The organism is Nocardioides anomalus (genome assembly GCF_011046535.1).
In the GTDB taxonomy this organism is placed as follows: domain Bacteria; phylum Actinomycetota; class Actinomycetes; order Propionibacteriales; family Nocardioidaceae; genus Nocardioides; species Nocardioides anomalus.
The window spans coordinates 3083172-3101726 of sequence record NZ_CP049257.1 but is presented as its reverse complement, the minus strand read 5'-3'; the positions used below and the strand labels follow the sequence as shown (position 1 = coordinate 3101726).

Annotated in this window: 18 protein-coding genes; 10 read left to right on the top strand and 8 right to left on the bottom strand. The window is 74.4% G+C overall.

What is annotated here, in order from left to right; genetic code table 11:
- Positions 1-31 precede the first annotated feature (31 nt).
- The 3 genes from G5V58_RS15650 to G5V58_RS15640 are packed head-to-tail and all read left to right on the top strand — an operon-like array spanning position 32 to position 4610.
- Complete coding sequence (locus G5V58_RS15650) at positions 32-3043, top strand: FtsX-like permease family protein (RefSeq protein WP_165234646.1); 3012 nt, start codon at positions 32-34, stop codon at positions 3041-3043.
- A 47-nt stretch (positions 3044-3090) separates the two neighbouring features.
- Positions 3091-3951, top strand: coding sequence for an ABC transporter ATP-binding protein (locus G5V58_RS15645; protein ID WP_230486659.1), 861 nt, complete (start codon positions 3091-3093; stop codon positions 3949-3951).
- A gap of 17 nt (positions 3952-3968) precedes the next feature.
- Entirely contained in the window at positions 3969-4610 is a 642-nt protein-coding gene (locus G5V58_RS15640; RefSeq protein WP_230487363.1) for an ATP-binding cassette domain-containing protein, read from the top strand.
- 13 nt (positions 4611-4623) lie between these two features.
- Here G5V58_RS15640 and G5V58_RS15635 read toward each other — a convergent pair whose 3' ends face one another.
- Both G5V58_RS15635 and G5V58_RS15630 read right to left on the bottom strand, forming a co-directional pair.
- Entirely contained in the window at positions 4624-5118 is a 495-nt protein-coding gene (locus G5V58_RS15635) for an Rv3235 family protein (protein ID WP_165234636.1), read from the bottom strand.
- Positions 5115-5786: a LysM peptidoglycan-binding domain-containing protein gene (locus tag G5V58_RS15630; RefSeq protein ID WP_165234633.1), complete on the bottom strand. Its 672-nt coding sequence runs from the start codon at positions 5784-5786 to the stop codon at positions 5115-5117. Before G5V58_RS15630 ends, G5V58_RS15635 begins: the two co-directional genes overlap by 4 nt.
- Before the next feature lie 101 nt (positions 5787-5887).
- Here G5V58_RS15630 and G5V58_RS15625 point away from each other — a divergent pair, with 101 nt between their 5' ends.
- On the top strand, positions 5888-6436 hold the full coding sequence (locus G5V58_RS15625; protein WP_165234630.1) for a hypothetical protein: 549 nt from the start codon (positions 5888-5890) through the stop codon (positions 6434-6436).
- A complete protein-coding gene (locus G5V58_RS15620) occupies positions 6433-7134 on the top strand; it encodes a hypothetical protein (RefSeq protein WP_165234627.1) in 702 nt (233 codons plus the stop codon). The genes G5V58_RS15625 and G5V58_RS15620 overlap by 4 nt, the downstream gene beginning before the upstream one ends.
- A 13-nt stretch (positions 7135-7147) precedes the next feature.
- On the opposite strand, the gene G5V58_RS15615 is transcribed toward G5V58_RS15620, so the two are convergent.
- From G5V58_RS15615 to G5V58_RS15600, 4 genes are all read right to left on the bottom strand, one after another.
- On the bottom strand, positions 7148-7480 hold the full coding sequence (locus tag G5V58_RS15615) for a sec-independent translocase (RefSeq protein ID WP_165234625.1): 333 nt from the start codon (positions 7478-7480) through the stop codon (positions 7148-7150).
- Between the two features lie 9 nt (positions 7481-7489).
- The gene (locus G5V58_RS15610; protein ID WP_165234622.1) at positions 7490-8650 is read right to left on the bottom strand and encodes an Mrp/NBP35 family ATP-binding protein; all 1161 of its coding nucleotides are present in this window, start codon (positions 8648-8650) and stop codon (positions 7490-7492) included.
- Positions 8651-8718: 68 nt separating this feature from the next.
- Positions 8719-9252, bottom strand: a complete 534-nt coding sequence (locus tag G5V58_RS15605) for a DUF1003 domain-containing protein (protein WP_165234619.1) — start codon at positions 9250-9252, stop codon at positions 8719-8721.
- On the bottom strand, positions 9245-10492 hold the full coding sequence (locus G5V58_RS15600; protein ID WP_165234616.1) for a magnesium transporter MgtE N-terminal domain-containing protein: 1248 nt from the start codon (positions 10490-10492) through the stop codon (positions 9245-9247). The genes G5V58_RS15605 and G5V58_RS15600 overlap by 8 nt, the downstream gene beginning before the upstream one ends.
- A 164-nt stretch (positions 10493-10656) precedes the next feature.
- Between G5V58_RS15600 and G5V58_RS15595 the strand changes: the two genes are divergently transcribed.
- Positions 10657-11859: an endonuclease/exonuclease/phosphatase family protein gene (locus tag G5V58_RS15595; protein WP_165234600.1), complete on the top strand. Its 1203-nt coding sequence runs from the start codon at positions 10657-10659 to the stop codon at positions 11857-11859.
- A 3-nt stretch (positions 11860-11862) separates the two neighbouring features.
- Here G5V58_RS15595 and G5V58_RS15590 read toward each other — a convergent pair whose 3' ends face one another.
- Positions 11863-13125: a family 43 glycosylhydrolase gene (locus G5V58_RS15590; protein WP_165234598.1), complete on the bottom strand. Its 1263-nt coding sequence runs from the start codon at positions 13123-13125 to the stop codon at positions 11863-11865.
- Positions 13126-13293: 168 nt separating this feature from the next.
- Here G5V58_RS15590 and G5V58_RS15585 point away from each other — a divergent pair, with 168 nt between their 5' ends.
- The 4 genes from G5V58_RS15585 to G5V58_RS15570 are packed head-to-tail and all read left to right on the top strand — an operon-like array spanning position 13294 to position 17726.
- Positions 13294-14910 (top strand): class I SAM-dependent methyltransferase, encoded by a 1617-nt coding sequence (locus tag G5V58_RS15585; protein WP_165234596.1) that lies wholly within the window; start codon positions 13294-13296, stop codon positions 14908-14910.
- Between the two features lie 25 nt (positions 14911-14935).
- Positions 14936-15121 (top strand): DUF6752 domain-containing protein, encoded by a 186-nt coding sequence (locus G5V58_RS15580; protein WP_230486658.1) that lies wholly within the window; start codon positions 14936-14938, stop codon positions 15119-15121.
- A gap of 12 nt (positions 15122-15133) precedes the next feature.
- Complete coding sequence (locus G5V58_RS15575) at positions 15134-16183, top strand: hypothetical protein (protein ID WP_165234592.1); 1050 nt, start codon at positions 15134-15136, stop codon at positions 16181-16183.
- Positions 16184-16229: 46 nt separating this feature from the next.
- Positions 16230-17726, top strand: coding sequence for a phospholipase D-like domain-containing protein (locus G5V58_RS15570; protein ID WP_165234590.1), 1497 nt, complete (start codon positions 16230-16232; stop codon positions 17724-17726).
- An 18-nt stretch (positions 17727-17744) separates the two neighbouring features.
- Here G5V58_RS15570 and G5V58_RS15565 read toward each other — a convergent pair whose 3' ends face one another.
- Positions 17745-18413 (bottom strand): DUF4245 family protein, encoded by a 669-nt coding sequence (locus G5V58_RS15565; protein WP_165234587.1) that lies wholly within the window; start codon positions 18411-18413, stop codon positions 17745-17747.
- Between the last annotated feature and the right edge of the window lie 142 nt (positions 18414-18555).

The window sequence follows — 18555 nt, the reverse complement described above, 5'->3', positions numbered from 1 at the left end:
GCAGGTCGGATCGGGCGGGAGGCGTGCTGGCGTGTGGAGCAGGATCCGCCACCGCCGCCTGCAGGCGCTGTCGCTGGTGGCGCTGGCCGCCCTGCTGACCACCAGCCTGGGGCTCGGCCCGCTCTACCAGCGGGCCATGGAGCAGGCGTACGCCGGCTCCGTGCTCGCCGGCGCCACCGCGCCGGAGCGGGGTCTGGTCCTGCGGGGACAGGACCGCGACCCCGAGGAGCTCGAGGGGCTGGTGCCGGCCGGCGTCCGGGCGTCGTTCTCGGCGCCGCGGGCCTACCGCTACGTGCAGGTCTCGGCCACCCGCCCGAGCGGAGGGACCGCCATCGGGACCCGGCTCTACACGGTGGCCGACGCCTGCACGCGGCTGCACGTGGTGCAGGGCCGCTGCCCGTCCGAGGCGGGTGAGGTCATGGTGAGCGTGCCGGACGCCGAGCAGAACGGCTGGGCGCTCGGCGCGCGCGTGCGGGTGGACGAGCCGCGGGACCCGGTCTCGCCCAGCCCGCCCGCCCACGGGCGGGTGAGCGTCGTCGGCGTCTACGAGCCGTCCGGCGACCCGGACTGGCTGGCCGCCCCGCTGCAGGGCCGGGTCGGTGTCGTCGACATGGACCGCGGTGTCCTGACCGACGACTGGGTGACCGCGCCGGCGACCATGGACGGCCCCCGCCCCGGAGACGCCTGGGGCACGGTCACCAACGGGGCGGCCTTCCCCCTGGGCCCATCGGTGGACCACGACGAGCTGCTGCGCCTCGGTCCCGCCGTCGCCCGCCTCGCCGAGCAGCTCCGCCGACCCGACGCCGGAGCCCCGGTCAGCGTGACCAGCAGCGTGCCGAGCTTCGCCAGGGAGGTGGCGACCGGCGATGACCAGGGCCGCACCACCGTCGTCGTGCTGTCGGTCCAGCTCCTCGTGCTCGTCGCCGTCGTGCTGTGGATGGTGCTGGTGGCCGCCGGTGACGACCGGCGCGGGGAGCTCGCCCTGGCCCGGCTGCGCGGTCGCGGCCGGCGCGGCGCCGCGACGTACCTGCTGGCCGAGCTGCTCCCGCTGACCCTGGCCGGCGTCCTCGCGGGAGCCCTGCTGGCCCCCGTGCTGGTGCGCGCGATCGCCGCCGTCATGTTCCCCGTGCCGGTCCCGCTCGAGGCGCCCGACGCCTACCTGGTCTCCGCGGTTGCCGCGGCGTTCGCGGTGGCCCTCGTCGTCCTCGTGGCGACGCTGCGCGCGGTGCGCGAGCCGGTCGGCTCGCTGCTGAGGGCGGTCCCGCCGCGTGGCCGCACGGGCGTCGTCGAGGTCGTGCTCGTCGCCTTCTCGCTCACCGCCGTGGTCGCGCTCGTCTCCGGCACGCTCGAGGGCCCGCTGGCCACGCTGGCCCCCACCCTGCTGGCCGTCGCCGCCGCCCTGCTGCTGGCCCGCGGTCTGCGACCGGCCACCCTCCTCGTGGTGCGCCGGCTGCTGCGCGGCGGGCACGCGGTGGCCGCGGCCGGCCTGGTGAGCGCGGTGCGCCGCCCGGCCACCCGACGGGTCCTGGTCATGGTGGTCGTCGGCGTCGCCCTCCTCGTCTTCTGCGTCGACGCGCTGGTGACCGGCCAGCACAACCGCGAGAACGCCGCCGAGCAGGCCAACGGCGCCCGCTACGCGATGGACGTGCAGGCGAGCGAGGTCTCCGACGTCATCGCCGCGGTGGCGGCGGCCGACCCCGACGGTCAGCACCTCACCCCGGTGCTGCGCACCTCGGCCGGCGCCGGGGCCGGGCCGACCCTGGCCGTCGACCCGGTCGCCTTCGCCCGCACGGCGTCGTTCCCCCTGAGCGACCCCGGGCGGGTCGACTGGGAGGACGTCGAGGCACCCGACGTGGCGCCCCTGACGCTGACCGGCGCCGAGCTGAGCGGCACGGTCGACGCCGACCTGAGCTTCCGGGGCGTGGGGGTGAGCCAGGCGGCCGCGACCACGCTGCAGCTCCAGGTGCGGCTGCCCTCGGGCAGCACCCCGCGCGTCGACCTGGTGGCGACGCCGACCACCGCGGGCTCGGTGCCGTTCTCGGCGTACGTGCCCTGTGCCGAGGGCTGCGTCGTCACCGGCCTCGGGCTGAAGACGCCGCCCGGGCTCGAGGTGTCCGGCACCGTGGTCCCGCACGACCTGAGCCTGTCCGGGCAGCCGGTCGACCTCGGCGGGGCGGGCGGCTGGCGCCGCGCGAGCGGGGACGGCGGCGTGGTCGAGCCGTACGTCGACGCCGACGGCGCCCTGGGCCTCAACGCCGCGACCACCGGCTCGGCGCCGCCGTTCCTGCTCAACGCGTGGGTTCCCGACCCGGTGCCCGCGGTGGTGACCACCGTCGTGGACGACGACTTCGCCGCGGCCGGCCTGGGCGGGGACGTCCCGATGACGGTGGTCGGGCGGCTGCCGCGCCTGCCCGGCGGCACGACCGGCGCGCGCCTGGTCGACCTCGACGGGCTGCTGCGCCGCTCCGACGAGCTCGAGGCCACCGACTCCGTGCAGGTGTGGTCCGACGACGCCGGGGCCCTGGACTCCGTGCGCGAGGAGCTGCGCGCCCGCGGCGTCGAGCTCGGCGACGTCACGTCGGTCGGGGAGCTGCGCACGACGTACGACGCGACGCCGGCCGCGTGGAGCCTGGCCCTCTCGGTCCTCGTCGGCGGCGCCGCGGTCCTGGTGACCGTGCTGGTGATGGTCGTGGCGACCGCGACCTCCTGGCGGGCCCGGGCCACCGACCTCGCCGCGCTGCGCATGGCCGGGTTGCCCGACCGCGCCGTGCGCCGCCTCGAGCTGCTGGGCCAGCTCCCCGTGGTCGTCACCGGCGCGGTGGCCGGCGCGGCCTGCGGGGTGGTCGCGGCCGTGGTCGCGCTGCCCGCGGTGCGCCAGTTCACCGAGGCGCCCGAGGTGGACACCACCGACTTCTCGACGCCGTGGGCCCTGGTCCTGGCCGCAGCGGCTGCGGCCCTGCTGCTCCTCCTGGTCGTCGCGGTGGTGGCCTCGCGCTGGACCGTGGGCCGGGCGCGTTACGACCGGATCCGGGAGGGGGGCTGATGCTGCTCGAGACGGCTGCTGCGCCGCCGGCCCGTCGAGGCCTGAGCGTGCGCACACGGGGGCTGGTGCACGTGTACCGCGGTGAGGGGCGCGACGTGGCCGCGCTGGCGGGGGTGGACCTGAGTGTGCGGGCCGGGGAGATGGTGGCGCTCCTGGGTCCGTCCGGCGCGGGGAAGTCGACGTTGCTCTCGTTGCTGGCCGGCTTGTTCCGGCCGACCGCGGGCAGCGTGCTGGTGGGTGACCTGGACCTGACCAAGGCGGCGCAGCCGGAGCTGGACCGGTTGCACGCGTCGGGGGTGTCGTTGATGCTGCAGGGCGCGGCGCGCAACCTGCTGCCGTTCCTGACCGCGGAGGAGAACATCGCGTTCGCCCAGCACGCCGCCCGCCGAGCCGCGGGTGGCGACGCGCACCTTCCGGGGGCGCCGGAGCTGTTGGGCACGGTGGGGCTGGCCGACGTGGGTCGGGAGCCGTTGTCGTCGTTCACCCCGGGCCAACTGCAGCTGGTGACGTTGGCGGTGGTGCTGGCCACCGCGCCGGGGTTGCTGTTGGCGGACGAGCCGACCAGCCGGTTGGACCACGGGGCGCGCGAGCTGGTGCTGGCGGCGTTGGCGAGGGTGAACCAGCAGCTCGGCACGACGGTGGTGCTGGTGACCCACGACGCGGACGTGGCGCGGTGGGTGCCGCGCACGGTGACGATCCGCGACGGCCGGATCGGGGGCGAGGGTCGGGCGGGGGAGGAGTACGCCGTGGTGACCGCCGACGGGTTCCTCCCGCTTCCCGGTCACGCCCTGGAGCTGCTCGCGCCCGGGACCCTGGTGCGCTTCGAGCTGGAGGACGGCGTCTACCACCTGCGCGTCGAGGCCGACGGGGAGCAGACCGGGAAGCAGGACGGGGTGGACGAATCGTGACCGTCCCCCGGTTGGAAGTGGCGGACGTCGAGGTCCGCTACGGCGACGTGGACGCCCTGAAGGGCGTGAGTGTGGTGGTGCCGGCGGGACGGGTGCTGGCGGTGACCGGCCCGTCGGGGGCGGGGAAGACCACGCTGTTGTGGGCGATGGCCGGGGCGCTGGTCCCGGACCGCGGGCGGGTGCTGGTCGACGGCACCCCGGTGGGGACGCGGCCGGAGGCGGCGGCGCGGGGGGTGGTGCTGGCCCCGCAGGGCAACGGGCTGGCCGCGGTGCTGACCGCGCGCGAGAACGTGGTGGTGCCGCTGCTGGCCCAGGGCCACGACCCGGCCGACGCCGCGGCCCGGGCTGGGGAGGCCCTGGACACCGTCGGGCTCGGGGACTGGGGCGAGCACCTGGTCGAGGAGCTGTCGGGTGGTCAGGCGCAGCGGGTGGCGGTGGCCCGGGCCCTGGCGGCGTGGCCGGAGCTGTTGTTGGCCGATGAGGCGACCAGCGAGCTGGACAGCGGCAACCGCGAGGTCGTCCTCCGGGCACTGCGGGCCGCGGTCGAGCGGGGTGCGGCGGTGGTGCTGGCCACCCACGACCCCGAGGCCGCCGCCGCGGCCGACGCCGAGCTCGCCCTCGACGAGGGCCGCGCCACCTGGGTGCGCCCCTTCGTCTGAGCGACGGGGCCGCTCAGGCGAACTCCAGCGCGGTGCACACCCAGTGCTCCTCGCGGTGCTCGAACCGCACCGCGACGGCGCGCGAGCGGGCGCCGTACCGCACCCGGGCGCTGGCCTCGGCCACCTGCGGGGTGAGGAAGCTCGTGTGCACGCTCACCACGAGCGGCCGGACGGGTTGGGCGCGCTGCACGCCGGGGGCGTGGCCGCCGGCCCGCGCGACCAGGACCGCGCGGCGGTGCAGGTCGTCGTGCACGGCGCGGGAGGTCCAGCGCAGCAGCTGGCTCACGGGCCGGTCGCCGCCGACGATCTCCACCGCGGCCTGCACGAAGCGGTGCACCCACTGCTCGAGGTGGTCGCGCCGGGGCGGGTCGATCGGCACGACGTCGGCGACCACGGCCCGCGCCGCCCGGCGCACGACGGCCGGTGGCGCGTGGCGGGGGGTCAGGTCCAGGGCCAGGGTGCCCTGCACCGAGGCCAGGGGGACCCGGCGGAGCGGGGTGACGGTCATCGGTCCTCCTCGTTCGTGGTGGTGGTGACTGGTGGGGCGGGTCGCAGGACCTGCCCGGGGTGGAGCACGTCGGGGTCCGGTCCGACGACGGACCGGTTGGCGGCGTAGAGGCGGTGCCAGGCCGCGGTGACCTCGCGGTCGGACGCGGTCGGTTGCAGGCGGCGCTCGGCCAGTCGCCAGAGGGTGTCGCCGGCGCGGACCACGACGACGTCGGCCCGGAGCACGTGCGCCGGGCCGACGGCCCGCTCGGGGAGCGGCAGCCCGCGCAGCGCGTCGACCGGCCGGTCGTGCCGGACGACCGGGTGGACGCCCGGGTCGACGCCCGGGTCCGCCCCGGCGACGCCGCCGAGCGCGGTCAGCCCGCCGGTGACGGCCGCGCCGCACGCGACCAGGGCCAGTCGGCGCACCGCGCACGCGGTCCCGGCGCCGGGCCGGTGTGCGGCGCCGCGCCAGGCGTCGGCGACACCGGCCAGCAGCTGGACCCAGCCCCAGGCCACGGCCAGCACCAGGGCGCCCAGGCAGAGCCGGACCAGCGCCTGGTCCGCCGTGGCCGGCGCCGTGCCGGCCAGCGCCCGGACCAGCACCGCGGCCGCCCCCCAGCCGGCCGCGGTGCCGGTGGCTGCGACAGCGAGGCACCGCGTGCGCGGTGCGGCATCGGCTGGCGACATCCCGAGATCCTTGCGTTTGCTTGTGTTTGCATCAGTCAACGCTCGTTGGCGCGAAGCGTCAAGGCCTCCTCCACAGGCCCGAGACGTGGCAGGGTCGGGGGGTGGCCTGGGAGGACGAGCTCTTCGCCTACCTCGACGACCTCGAGGGTCAGGCGGCGGCGTTGTACGACGCCGAGCGCGCGCCCGACCTGCTCGACCGCAGCCGCACGGCGTACCAGGAGGTCACCCTGTCCTCCCGGCTCGTGGCCAGCACCGACCTCGAGCTCACGCTGGAGCTGGTCGGCGTCGGGGCGGTCACCGGCCGCCTGACCCGGGTCGGCGACGGCTGGTCGCTGCTGCGCGGCCCCGGTCAGGAGTGGGTGGTGCCGCACCACGCCGTCGCCGCCGCACACGGCGTCTCCGACCGCTCGGTGCCCGAGGTCGCCTGGCCGGCGCTGACCCGGCTGAGCCTGACCGCCGCCCTGGCCCGGCTGGCCGACGGGGCCGAGCCCTGCGCGCTGCACCTCACCGACGGCCGCCGCCACGACGGCACGCTGCTGCGCGTCGGCGCGGACTTCGTGGAGCTGGCCGCGGGCGCGGCGGCCCGGGTGGTCCTGGTCGCCACGGCTCACCTGGCCGCCGTGCAGTCCCGACCCGGGGCTGCCGCATGAGGCGTCTGGGACCAGTCCTCGTGGCCGGGTTGCTGCTCCTCACCGGGGCGGCCTCGGCCCCGGTCGGCAGTGCCGCGCCGCCCGCCGGCTTCGCCTGGCGGGTCCTGACGTCCGGCCCCGAGCGGTTCGCCGTGGCGACCGAGGGCCGGGGCGTGACCATCACCGGCCTCGCGCCGACCGGGGTCGTCCCGCCGTTCTGGAACCGCCGACAGGTGCTCGTCCCGCGCGGCGCCCGCCCGGCCCGCGACCAGACCGTGTGCGCCACCTGGGTGCGCGAGACGAACTGGTCCAACCAGCAGGGCCTCGCCGTGCGGGTCAGCCGACCCCACGGCGGACCGCTGCGGGCGCTGACCCTGACCAAGAACGTCTTCGGCCACGCGACGTGGTGGATCAACCTGCTCAGCTGGCGCGGTCAGGAGTTCACCACGCTGGGTCAGTTCGACATGAGCGGCGTGGTCTCGCAGGACGGCGAGCGGGTGCGCGCCTTCCCCTGGCGGATCTGCCTGCGCGCGGAGGGGGAGCGGCTCGGTTTCAAGGTCTGGCTGCCGCGCCGCGAGCCGGAGCCGGCCTGGGACGACCCGGGGCACACCGCGTGGGTGAGCGCGCCGGAGCGCTCCGGCCTGGCCGGGTGGTACGCCGGGCACCTCGCGCCCGGCGACCAGCTCCGCTACGCCGACCTCGGCGTGACCGCCGACTGACCCGGCCTGGACCTCAGGTCGCGTCGAGGTCGTACGGCGGGAGCTCGCCCGGGCGCAGCGGGCGCAGCCCGCGCCGCTTGGGCTTGGCGTCCTCCTCGGCGTCGTTCATCGCCTCGATGATGTGCTTGCGCACGATGGTGCGGGGGTCGAGGTCGCGCAGCTCGAGGTCGGCGTACTCCGGGCCGAGCTCCTCGCGGAGCTCGTCGCGGGCGGAGTCGGCGAACTGCTTGGCCTTGCGCATCAGCTGCCCGGCCTGGCGGGCGAAGTCAGGCAGCTTGTCGGGACCGAAGACGAGCACCGCCACCAGCATGATGACGGCGAGCTCCGGCAGCCCGATCCCGAACACGCCGGCAGCCTAGAGCCGGCCGGCGGGCGTGAGCCCGAGCTGCATGCCGGCCAGGCCGCGGCCGCGACCAGCGAGGGTCTCCGCGACCGAGCGCAGCACCTGGGCCGACGGGGCGGTCGGGTCGGCGGTGACGATCGGGGCGCCGACGTCGCCGCCCTCGCGCAGGGCCACGTCGAGCGGAATCCGGCCGAGCACGGGGACGTCGTAGCCGAAGCGCTGCGACAGCGTCTGTGCGACCCGGTCGCCGCCGCCGGCACCGAAGACCTCGAGCCGGTGGTCGGCCTCGGGCGGGCAGTGCGGGCACGGGAGGAAGGACATGTTCTCCACGACGCCGACGACACGCTGGTGCATCATCGAGGCCATGGTGCCGGCCCGCTCGGCCACCTCGGCCGCGGCCTCCTGCGGCGTGGTCACCACGACGACCTCAGCGCCGGGCAGGTGCTGGCCCAGCGAGATGGCGACGTCGCCGGTGCCGGGCGGGAGGTCCAGGAGCAGCACGTCGAGGTCGCCCCAGTAGACGTCGGCGAGCATCTGGACCAGCGCGCGGTCGAGCATCGGCCCGCGCCAGGCGACGACCTGGTCACGGCGCGGCTTGAGCATGCCGATGGAGATGACCGAGACACCGGACTCGGTGGGGACCGGCATGATCAGGTCCTCGACCTGGGTGGGCCTGGCGTCGGCCACGCCGAGCATGGCCGGCACCGAGTGACCGTAGATGTCGGCGTCGACCACGCCGACCTTGAGGCCCTGGGCGGCCATGGCCAGCGCCAGGTTGACCGTCACCGAGGACTTGCCGACGCCGCCCTTGCCGGAGGCGATCGCGAAGACCTTGGTCAGCGAGCCCGGCTGCGCGAACTGGATGTCGCGCTGGGCCTTGCCGTCGCTGAGCTTGTCCTTGAGGCCGGCGCGCTGCTCGGGGCTCATCACGCCGAGCGAGAGCGAGACGTCGGTGACGCCGGGGACGGCCCGGACGGCGGCGTTCACGTCGCGGTTGATGGTGTCCTTGAGCGGGCAGCCGGCCACGGTCAGCAGCACGTGCAGCGCCACCTCGCCCGACGGCGAGACCTCGACCGAGTCCACCATCCCGAGGTCGGTGATCGGGCGCTTGATCTCGGGGTCGTTGACGGTGCCGAGCGCGGCGCGGACCTGGTCCAGGAGGGCAGTGTTCATGAGAGCTCCAGCCTAGTTGCTGCCACGGCACGCTCCCTGTGCGGTCGGTGTTGATCCCGTCACCCGAGTCAGCTCGGCGCGACGTCCTCCGCAGGGTCTTCGGAGCGGTCGCCCGGAACGGATCGCTCCTCGAGGTCGGCGAGCAGCGAGCGGAGCTCGGAGCGCAGGAAGTCGCGGGTCGCCACCTCGCCGACGGCCATGCGCAGCGAGGCCACCTCGCGAGCCAGGAACTCCATGTCGGCGTGCGCCCGCGCGTCGGCCTGCCGGTCCTGCTCGGCGATGACCCGGTCGCGCGCCTCCTGGCGGTTCTGGGCGAGCAGGATCAGCGGCGCGGCGTACGACGCCTGGAGCGAGAGCATCAGGGTGAGGAAGATGAAGGGGAACTCGTCGAAGCGCCAGGAGTCCGGGGCGGCGACGTTCCAGAGCATCCAGATGACGACGAACAGCGTCATGTAGAGCAGGAAGGTCGCGGTCCCCATGAACCGCGCGAACTGCTCGGCGAAGACGCCGAACCGGTCGGAGTCGCGGGTCGGCCGCCGGACCAGCTGGCGCCGCACGTCGCGCGGGGTGTCCAGCCGGGCCCGGCGGGTGGAGTCAGCCACTGCGCACCGCCCGGTCGCGCCAGTTCTCCGGGAGCATGTGGTCGAGCAGGTCGTCGACGGTGACCGCGCCGATGAGGTGGCCGTTCTCGTCCACGACCGGCGCCGCGACCAGGTTGTACGTCGCGAGGTGGGCCGCGACCTCGTCGATGGTCGCCTCCGAGCGGAGGTTCTCCATCGACTCGTCGAGCACGCCGGCCACGAGCGAGGACGGCGGCTCGCGCAGCAGCCGCTGGATGTGCGCGACGCCCAGGAAGCGCCCGGTGGGCGTCTCCAGCGGCGGGCGGCAGACGTAGACCAGCGCGGCCAGCGCGGGGGTGAGGTCGGGGTTGCGCACGTGGGCCAGCGCGTCGGCCACCGTGGCGTCCGGGCCGAGGATGACCGGCTCGGAGGTCATCATCGCGCCGGCGGTGTTCTCGACGTAGGCCATCAGCCGCTTGACGTCCTCGGCCTCGTCCGGCTCCATCAGCTCCAGGAGCACCTCGGCGGTCTCCGGCGGGAGCTCGGCGATGAGGTCGGCGGCGTCGTCGGGGTCCATCTCCTCGAGCACGTCCGCGGCGCGCTCGTCGGCGAGGTTGCCCAGGATCTCGACCTGGTCCTCCTCGGGGAGCTCCTCAAGCACGTCGGCCAGCCGCTCGTCGGTCAGCGCGGCCACGACCGCGGTGCGCCGCTCGGGCGGCAGGTCGTGGATCACGCTCGCGGCGTCGGCCGGGCGCAGCTCGTTGAGGGCGTGGATGAGCTGGGTGGCGGCCTGGGCCGGCTCGCGCCGGGTCAGGCCCTCGACCTCGCCCCATTCCACGACGTGGGTCTGGCCCCGGCGGCGCAGACCCTTGGCCGGCTCCTGGACCGCGACCCGGCTGAGCACCCAGTCGCGGTTGCGCGCCTGCTCCATGCCGACGTCGTAGACCGTGCCCTGGACACCGGTGGTGGTGATGGTGACCTTGCGGTCGAGCAGCTCGCCCATGACCAGGGTCTCGGTGGAGCGCTGCTCGAAGCGGCGCATGTTGAGCAGCCCGGTCGTGTAGACCTGCCCGGCGTCGATGTTGGTCACGCGGGTCATCGGCACGAAGATCCGACGTCGTCCGAAGACCTCGCCCACCATGCCCAGGACCCGCGGCTGGCTGGTCTCGGAGCGGATGGCGACGACCAGGTCGCGCACCTTCCCGACCTGGTCCCCCTGGGGGTCGAAGATCGGCAGGCCGACCAGTCGGGCCGCGAAGACGCGGGAGGGGGCCGTGCTCACGCGCTCACGCTACCGGTGCCGGGCGCCCGGACGAGGGAACGCATCGGCCGCGAGAACCGTCAACTGGGGGATGGGTGCCCCTCGCGCGGGGTAACCTGTCGGAGCCGATGTCCGTCGCGCGGGGCCCCTTCGGGCGACCCCGCACAGGTGCCTGGGAGGGGGCCGTGTCCAAGCACGCCGTGCCGCGCTCCCGCTGGCTGGCCCACCTGCAGGTCGCCGGCGCCGTGGTCGTCGTCCTGGCCTTCGTCGTGTTCTTCGTCGGCGGGGCCACGGGCATGATCGGCGGCAGCAGCGACAGCGGCACCGACGAGGACACCACCAGTGCCGACGGTCCGGCGCCGCGCGTCGGCTCCGACGGCAGCTCCGGCGGCGAGGACCGCTCGGGTGACACGGGCGAGGACCCCTCGGCGGAGCCGTCGGCCACACCCTCCGCGAGCCCGACCCAGGTCGTCACCGACGTGCCGCCCCAGGACGTCAAGGACGCCCGCGAGCTCAAGCGCAGCCTGGACTGGCTGCGCCGCGGGCTCGCCGACGAGACGACGTTCCGGGTCGGGAGCCTCAACGTGCTCGGCAGCTCCCACACGGCCCCCGGCGGCAACCGCAAGGGCTGGGCCTCGGGCTACACCCGGATGGGCTGGGCCTGGTCGCTGATCTCCCAGGCGGACCTGTCGGTCGTCGGCTTCCAGGAGCTGGAGGACGTGCAGTACGGCCGGATGCGCGCGCTGTCGGGTTGGGACGCCTACCCCGGTCCCACGCTCGACCGCGGCTCGATCCGCTACTCCATCGCGTGGGACCCCGACGTGTGGGAGCTGGTCGAGGCCAACAGCGTCGGCATCCCCTACTTCGGCGGCCAGGTCATCCGCCGGCCCGTGGTCAAGCTCCGCAACATCGCCTCCGACCGCGAGGTGTGGTTCTTCAACACCCAGAACCCCGCGACGACCCCGGCGCACGGCAACAACGCCCGCTGGCGCGCGGCCGCCATCAGCATCGAGGTGCAGCTGGCCAACGAGCTGCACGCCGACGGCACCCCGGTCGTGTTCACCGGCGACTACAACGACCGCGCCGAGGCGTTCTGCCCGCTGGTTGGCCAGACGGCCCTCGAGGCCGCGAACGGCGGCAGCGCCGACGGCTCCTGCCAGCCGCCCGACCGGATGGACGTCGACTGGATCTTCGGCTCGGGCGTGGACTGGCAGGAGTTCACCAGCGCCAGCCAGGGCATCACCGGCCGGGTCACCGACCACCCGTTCGTCTTCGCCCAGGGCTACATCGAGCAGGAGCCGCTCGCCTCGACCCCGCCGGGCTACCCGACCGAGGACCCGAGCGACGACGCCAGCCCGAGCGACGCCACCAGCGACGACAGCGAGTGAGCCTCAGGGCCGCGGTGCGGCGCTGACCGTCGTGGTCGGCGAGACCGACACGGTGGGCGTCGGCGTGGGGGTCGGCGGGGGCGGCGGCGGCAGGATCGGCGTCACGTACGCCGCGATGCGTGGCGACTGCCGGCTGGTGAAGCGCAGCGTGGCCGCGAACATCGACCGGCGTGCGTCGTAGAGGTTGTCGCGGTTGTAGGTCGTCCCGCTCGGGCAGTTGCCGCCGAGCTCGGGGCAGGTCCAGGCGTGGAAGAACAGCAGCGGCTCGCCGTTCGGGCCGGTGCTGAGGTCCGCGCCACCGGGCCCGCACAACCCGCTCTTCTTGCTGTCGACCAGCACCTGCCGCTTGGCGCGCGACCAGTCCAGCAGCGAGGCGCTGCGGCGGAAGGTCGTCTTGTAGCCGCACTTGCGGAAGTCGCCCTCGGAGGTGAGCAGGAGGTACTGACGACCGCGCCGCAGCAGGGTCGGGTTCTCGATCACGCCGCCGCGGCGCACCAGCTCGCTGCTGCGCGCGGAGCCGACCGGCCGCCCGGTGTCCGGCAGCTCGACGATGCGGATCGTCGACGGGGTGCTCTGGGTGCGGTAGGTGAGGTACTGCTTCCCGCCCTTGTCCTTGAAGTGGTCCGGGTCGATGACCCCGGCCACCGGCAGGTCCTTGCCGCGCCGCTTGATCCGGTCGTACGCCCGGGGAGTGGCGGCCTGCTTCGGGCAGACCAGCGGCGTCTCGTCGGGGACGAACGCGCCGGTCGGGTCGGTCGCGGTGGCCACCCCGATGCAGCGCCCGTCGATGCCGAGCCCGGCGACCTCGGCGGAGAAGTAGAGCAGCCACACGCCGCCCACCTGGACCAGGTCCGAGGCCCAGTAGCGCCCGCTGATGGCCCAGCTCGGCTGCACGGTGAGGGCGGAGGGGATGTTGGTCCACGGCCCACCCGGCGCCGGCGCCACAGCCCGCGGGGCGCCCGGTCCGGTCGAGATCGCCACCCAGCCGCCGGCGTAGCGCGCCACGGTGGGGTCCGCGGCGCCCCGGTAGGACAGCACCGGCTGGGCGCCGAGGATGCGGTCGTGGAAGGCGCGGAACCGCGCGCCGCGCACCTGGGCGCGCCGCTCGCGCTGCGCCTCCACCTTGGCCCGGCCGGCCTTGCTGTGGCCGGGCTCCCACCGGGTGTCGGCGGACGCCTTCGCGCGCTGCCCCGACGGGAGCCCGGAGGCGCCGTCGGCCACCGAGGCCAGGAGCGTCATCGCCAGGGCGAGGACGAGGGCGGACACCGCGACAGCGGCGACCGGGGTTCTGCGGACCGAGGACATGCGCACCCAATGCTGGTCGTGGTCGGGAACAGGGGTCGTCGTCGAGGGGAAACCTCACCACGGAGACGCAGCCCGCACGAAATCGGTTGGGTCCGGGCCGATCCGGGTCGTGCCCTAGGCTCGCCGGTCATGAGCACCGCCGCCCGCCGGGTCCCGGGGCTGCGGTCCCTCGGCCGCAGCCGCGGCGGCGACGGCGGCGGCGACGGCGGCGGCGTCCAGGTGCGCGACGTCCGCGTCGACGAGCGCGGGATCACCGCGCGCTCGCGCGACGAGGTCGTCCTGGACGTGCACTTCGACGAGCGGCGGATCCTGTCGTTCTGGCTCCAGCGCGACGGCGTGGGCGAGGGCGAGGAGTGGTTCTTCGCCTGGCCCAAGACGCTGCGCGAGTTCCTCGACGGCACCGCCGAGGTGCGGGTCGTCGTCACCCGGACGGGGGCCGAGCTGTTCCGCGACGAGGTCCGCTTCGGTCGGGGCGCGGGCCGCGTCGAGGTGGTCAACGACCAGGGCCAGCCGATCAGCCTGGACAAGTACCTGCGCCGCGTCGTCGCCTTCGACACCCGCAGCCGCGCGGAGCTCGAGCCGATGCTCGACGCGATCGACGAGGTGCTGAGCGCGCTGCGCGCGGTCGGGGTGGAGGCGTTCCTCGCCTACGGCACGCTGCTCGGCGCGGTCCGCGACGGGGTGGTCATCGGCAACGACAGCGACGCCGACCTCGGCTACGTCAGTCACCTGACCCACCCGGTCGACGTGATCCGCGAGTCGTTCCGGATCCAGCGGGCCCTGGTCGAGCGCGGCTACCGGATCACCCGCTACTCGGCGCTGGCCTTCAAGGTCGACGTCGACGAGGGCGACGGCCACGTGCGCGGCCTCGACGTCTTCGGCGGCTTCCTCATGGACGGCCACCTGCACCTCATGGGCGAGATCCGGGAGCCGTTCGAGGAGTCCGCGATCTACCCGCTCGGCACCACCACCCTCGAGGGCCGCACCTTCCCGGCGCCGGCCGACCCCGAGCGGGTGCTGGCCGCGATGTACGGCGCGTCGTGGCGGATCCCCGACCCGGCCTTCCACTTCGCGCCGCCGCTGGAGACCGTGCGCCGGCTCAACGGCTGGTTCCGGGGGCTGCGCGCCGGTCGCGCGAAGTGGGACCGCGTCTACTCCCGCACCCAGCCGCCGCTGCCCACCGAGCCGTCGGACCTGGTGGCCTGGGCCGCCGAGCGCGAGCCCGACGCCGCGACGTACGTCGACCTCGGCTGCGGCCGGGGCGCCGACGTGCTGTGGATGGCCGGGCGCGGGGTGGCGTCGGTTGGCCTGGACTTCCAGCCGCGCTCCTACGCCGCGGCCGCGGCGCGCGGCGTGCCGGGGGCGGAGTTCTGGCGCTGCAACCTGCTCGAGCTGCGCGACGTCCTGCCCGCCGGGGCCGAGCTGGCCCGGCGCCCGGGGCCGCGGCTGCTGGTGGCGCGCCACCTGGTCGACACCCTCGACCCCGCGGCGCGGGCGCACCTCTACCGGCTGGCCCGGATGGCCCTGGCGGGGGAGGGCGGCGGCCGGCTGTACCTGGAGTTCCTGGCGCGCTTCGGCGACGACGGCTACGCCAAGCGGCTGCACGTCAAGCGCCGCCGCCTGCCCGCCCTCGTCGCGGAGCTGGAGGCGACTGGTGCGACGATCGTGCACCGCGAGAAGATCGCGGTGTCCGACGCGGCGCGACCCACCCGGGTGGCCCGACTGGTCGTGGAGTGGACCCGTTGACGGAGAGGTGCCCATGATCGAGCGCGTGCGTGAGGCCGTCCAGCTGCGGCGGCGGGTGGCCCGGCTCGAGGCCGAGGTGCAGGAGTGCCGCGCCCTCAACATCCGGCTGGCCGAGCTCACCGACATCGTGACCGAGCTGCTGCTGCCGGTGGCGGCGCGCGACGAGGAGAAGCTCGCGGCGCTGCTCGAGAAGTACCGCCAGAGCGTCTGACCGACAGCCGCCATGGCCAACCAGGTCTTCCTCCACATCGGGCTGCCCAAGACCGGCACCACCTATCTCCAGTCGGTGCTCTGGGCCTCGCGCGCGCAGCTGGCCCGCGACGGGTTCCTGCTGCCGGGCAGCGGGCACCGCGAGCACCTGTGGGCGGCCCTGGAGCTGCAGGAGCGGCCGCACCTGGAGCGCCGGAGCCCGGAGGCGCCGGGCGCGCTGGCCCGCTTGCTCGACGAGGTCCAGCGGCACCGCGGGCCGGCCCTGCTGACCCACGAGTTCATGTGCGGCGCGAGCCGCGAGCAGGCCGGCCGCCTGGTCGCGGCCCTGGCCCCCGCCGAGGTGCACGTGGTCGTCACCGCGCGCGACACCCTCGGCATGCTGACCGCCGGCTGGGCGGAGTACGTCAAGAACGGTGGCACCGAGCCGCTGACCGCGGTGAGTGGGCGCGGCCTCGGCGGCCGGGGGAGCGCCGGTGAGTTCGGCTGGCGCACCTGGGACCTCGGCGGGGTGCTGCGGCGCTGGGGGCGCCACGTCGCGCCCGAGCACGTCCACGTGCTCCCCATGCCCGGGCCCGGGGCCCCGCGCGACCAGCACTGGCGCAACTTCGCGGGCGTCCTCGGGCTGGCCGCGGAGCGCTACGACGCCCCGGACGAGCCGCGCAACCCCGCGCTGGGCGTGGTGCAGATCGAGCTGCTGCGGCGGGTGAACCCGCACCTGACCGACTTCCGCAAGCCGGTGGACCGGGGCACCTGGATCCGGGGCTACCTGGCCGAGCAGCACCTGGTCCGCCAGGCGGGGGAGCGGCTCGGCGCGGACGACGAGCAGGTCGCCGACTGCCGCGAGCGCGCCGAGCGCGCGGTCGGCATCATCCGGCGCCGCGGCTACCACGTGGTGGGCGACGTGGAGCAGCTCCTGGTGCCCGCGCAGCCCCCTGACCGGCCGCGCCCGGACGACGTGTCGGATGCGGCACTGGTCGACTCAGCGACTACACTCATCGCGCATCTGCTCGCGGACGTCCGCCGTACGACTCGCGAGAACCCGCCCGACCTGAACGGCGCGTGACTTCCCCGTCCACGCGCGCGTCGCTTCAGTTGATGAGAGGTTGTCGGTGAAGAGAGTCTCTGCGCTCGCGTCCTTCGCGGTCGCGCTCACGCTGGTGCTGACCATGTGGAACGGCGTCCCCGCCGCTCCCGCGTCGGCTGCCCCCTCGGTGGCGTCCGCGTCCACGTCCGCTGCGCAGGCGAGCGCCCTCGCCTCGGCCGACAAGCGCGGCGCGAGCGCCAAGAAGGGCCGCTGGAAGGCCTACTCCGGCGCCTTCTTCAACAACCCGCACCTCCCGAGCCAGCGCTACCGCATCGAGCGCCGACTGGTGGACACGCTGCGCCACGTGCCCAAGGGGCAGACCGTGCGCATCGCGCTCTACTCCTTCGACCGCATCCCGGTCGCCAACGCGATCGTCGCGGCCCGCAACCGGGGCGTGAACATCCAGATGCTGCTCAACGACCACTGGGAGAACCGGGCGATGCAGATCGTCCGCGCCCGGCTCGGCACCAACACCAAGGCCAAGAACTTCATCTACAAGTGCAAGTCCGGCTGCCGCACGCTGGTCGACCAGTACCGCAACCTGCACTCGAAGTTCTACCTGTTCCCCAAGGCCGGCAAGTCCAAGGACGTCATCGCGCTGGGCTCGCACAACCTCACGATGAACGCCGACCGCCACCAGTGGAACGACATCTACTTCTTCGACGGCGACCACGACATCTTCAAGCAGTTCGTGAAGCTGTTCAACGACATGAAGAAGGACTACAGCAAGACCCAGCCGGCCATGCACTTCTGCGGCGTGCCGACCGGCTCGTTCTGCGACGATTCGGTCGACAAGTACACCAACTGGGCCTTCCCGAAGAAGTCGACCGTCAACTCCGACCTCGTGCTCAACATGCTGAGCAAGATCCAGTGCCTGACGCCCGACGGCGCCGGCGGCCAGACCCGCACCAAGCTCGCGCTGTCGATGCACACCATGCGCGGCGCCCGCGGCAACTACCTGGCCGCGGCCATCCGCAACAAGTGGGCCGAGGGCTGCGACTTCCGGGTCAGCTACGGGCTGATCGGCTACCGCACCAAGCAGATCCTCGGTGCGCAGACCGCGCGCGGCCGGATCCCGCTGCGCTCGACCGGCCTGGACTACGACCCCGACGACGACTTCGACCTCAACAACGACGGCGACGACGACGTCATCCTGACCTACTACACCCACCAGAAGTACTTCGTCATCCAGGGCACCTACAACGGCGTCCCGAACACCAACATGGTGCTCACCGGCTCGTCGAACTGGGCCTCCCTCGGCACGGCCCAGGACGAGATCTTCTTCACCATCCAGGGTGCGGCGAACGCGCGGCGCTACGTCAAGAACTTCGACTCGTTCTGGAACAGCAACCGGTTCTCGCGCAACGCCTACACCACGACCTACACCGACTTCCGGGTGCCGGTCACGACCCGGATGGCCGACGGCAGCACGGTCACGACGTACAAGACGGTGCGCAAGCCCGTCACGACCGTCGAGCGCGACCCGTACACCGTCGGCGGGGAGTTCTGGGAAGGCGACTGAGCCCGTCCCGCGGGGCGCTCAGCCGTCGCCGGAGCCGTTGCCGCCGTCCTCGGCGGTGAGCAGCTGCTCGGCCAGGGTGACCAGGGTGTCCTGGTCCGCGCCGACCAGCACCGCGCTGGTCCCGGCCAGGGACTTGGCGAGCGCGGCGCCGTCCGCGCCGGTGAAGGCCTTCCAGCTGCCGGTGCCACTGACGTCGACGGAGCCCGCGCCCTGCCCGGCGCCGTAGGCCTGGCTGACGTGGTCGGCCAGGGCCGAGGTGTCCTGGGTCAGCGTGACCGGGCCGCTCGGGGCGGTGAGGCGGATCTCCCAGCTCCCGCCGCCCTTCGCGGTGAAGCGGGCCGACTCGACGCTCCAGCCGTCCGGGATCCCGGAGGGCACGAGGGCGGGGAAGCCGGCCCTGATCGCGCCCTTGACGGCCTTGTTCACGATCGGGGAGGGGACCGGATCGGGGGCCGGGTCGGTGGCGTCGTCGGACGGCGAGGCGCTCGCGGAAGGGGAGCTGCTCGCGGACGTCGAGGCCGACGCGCTGGCGCTGGTCGACGCCGACGAGGTGTCGTCGGCGCTGGCGTCGCCGTCGCCGCTGTCGCTCCCACAGCCGGCCAGGACCAGCAGGGCCGAGACCGCGGCGACGGCCAGCCCCTTCCGGCGGAGGGCGGGGCGCGTCCGGGCGGTGGCAAGGCGGGTCATGGGTCCAGTGTGCCTCTCGGTGCTCACCTGTGTCGGACGCCGACCCAACCCCTCGCGGTTCCGGCCCGTCATCAGCAAGGAGCGACGAGAATGGGGGCACGACGTGCGACCGCTGGGACAATTGTGAAAACTGGGACCACTG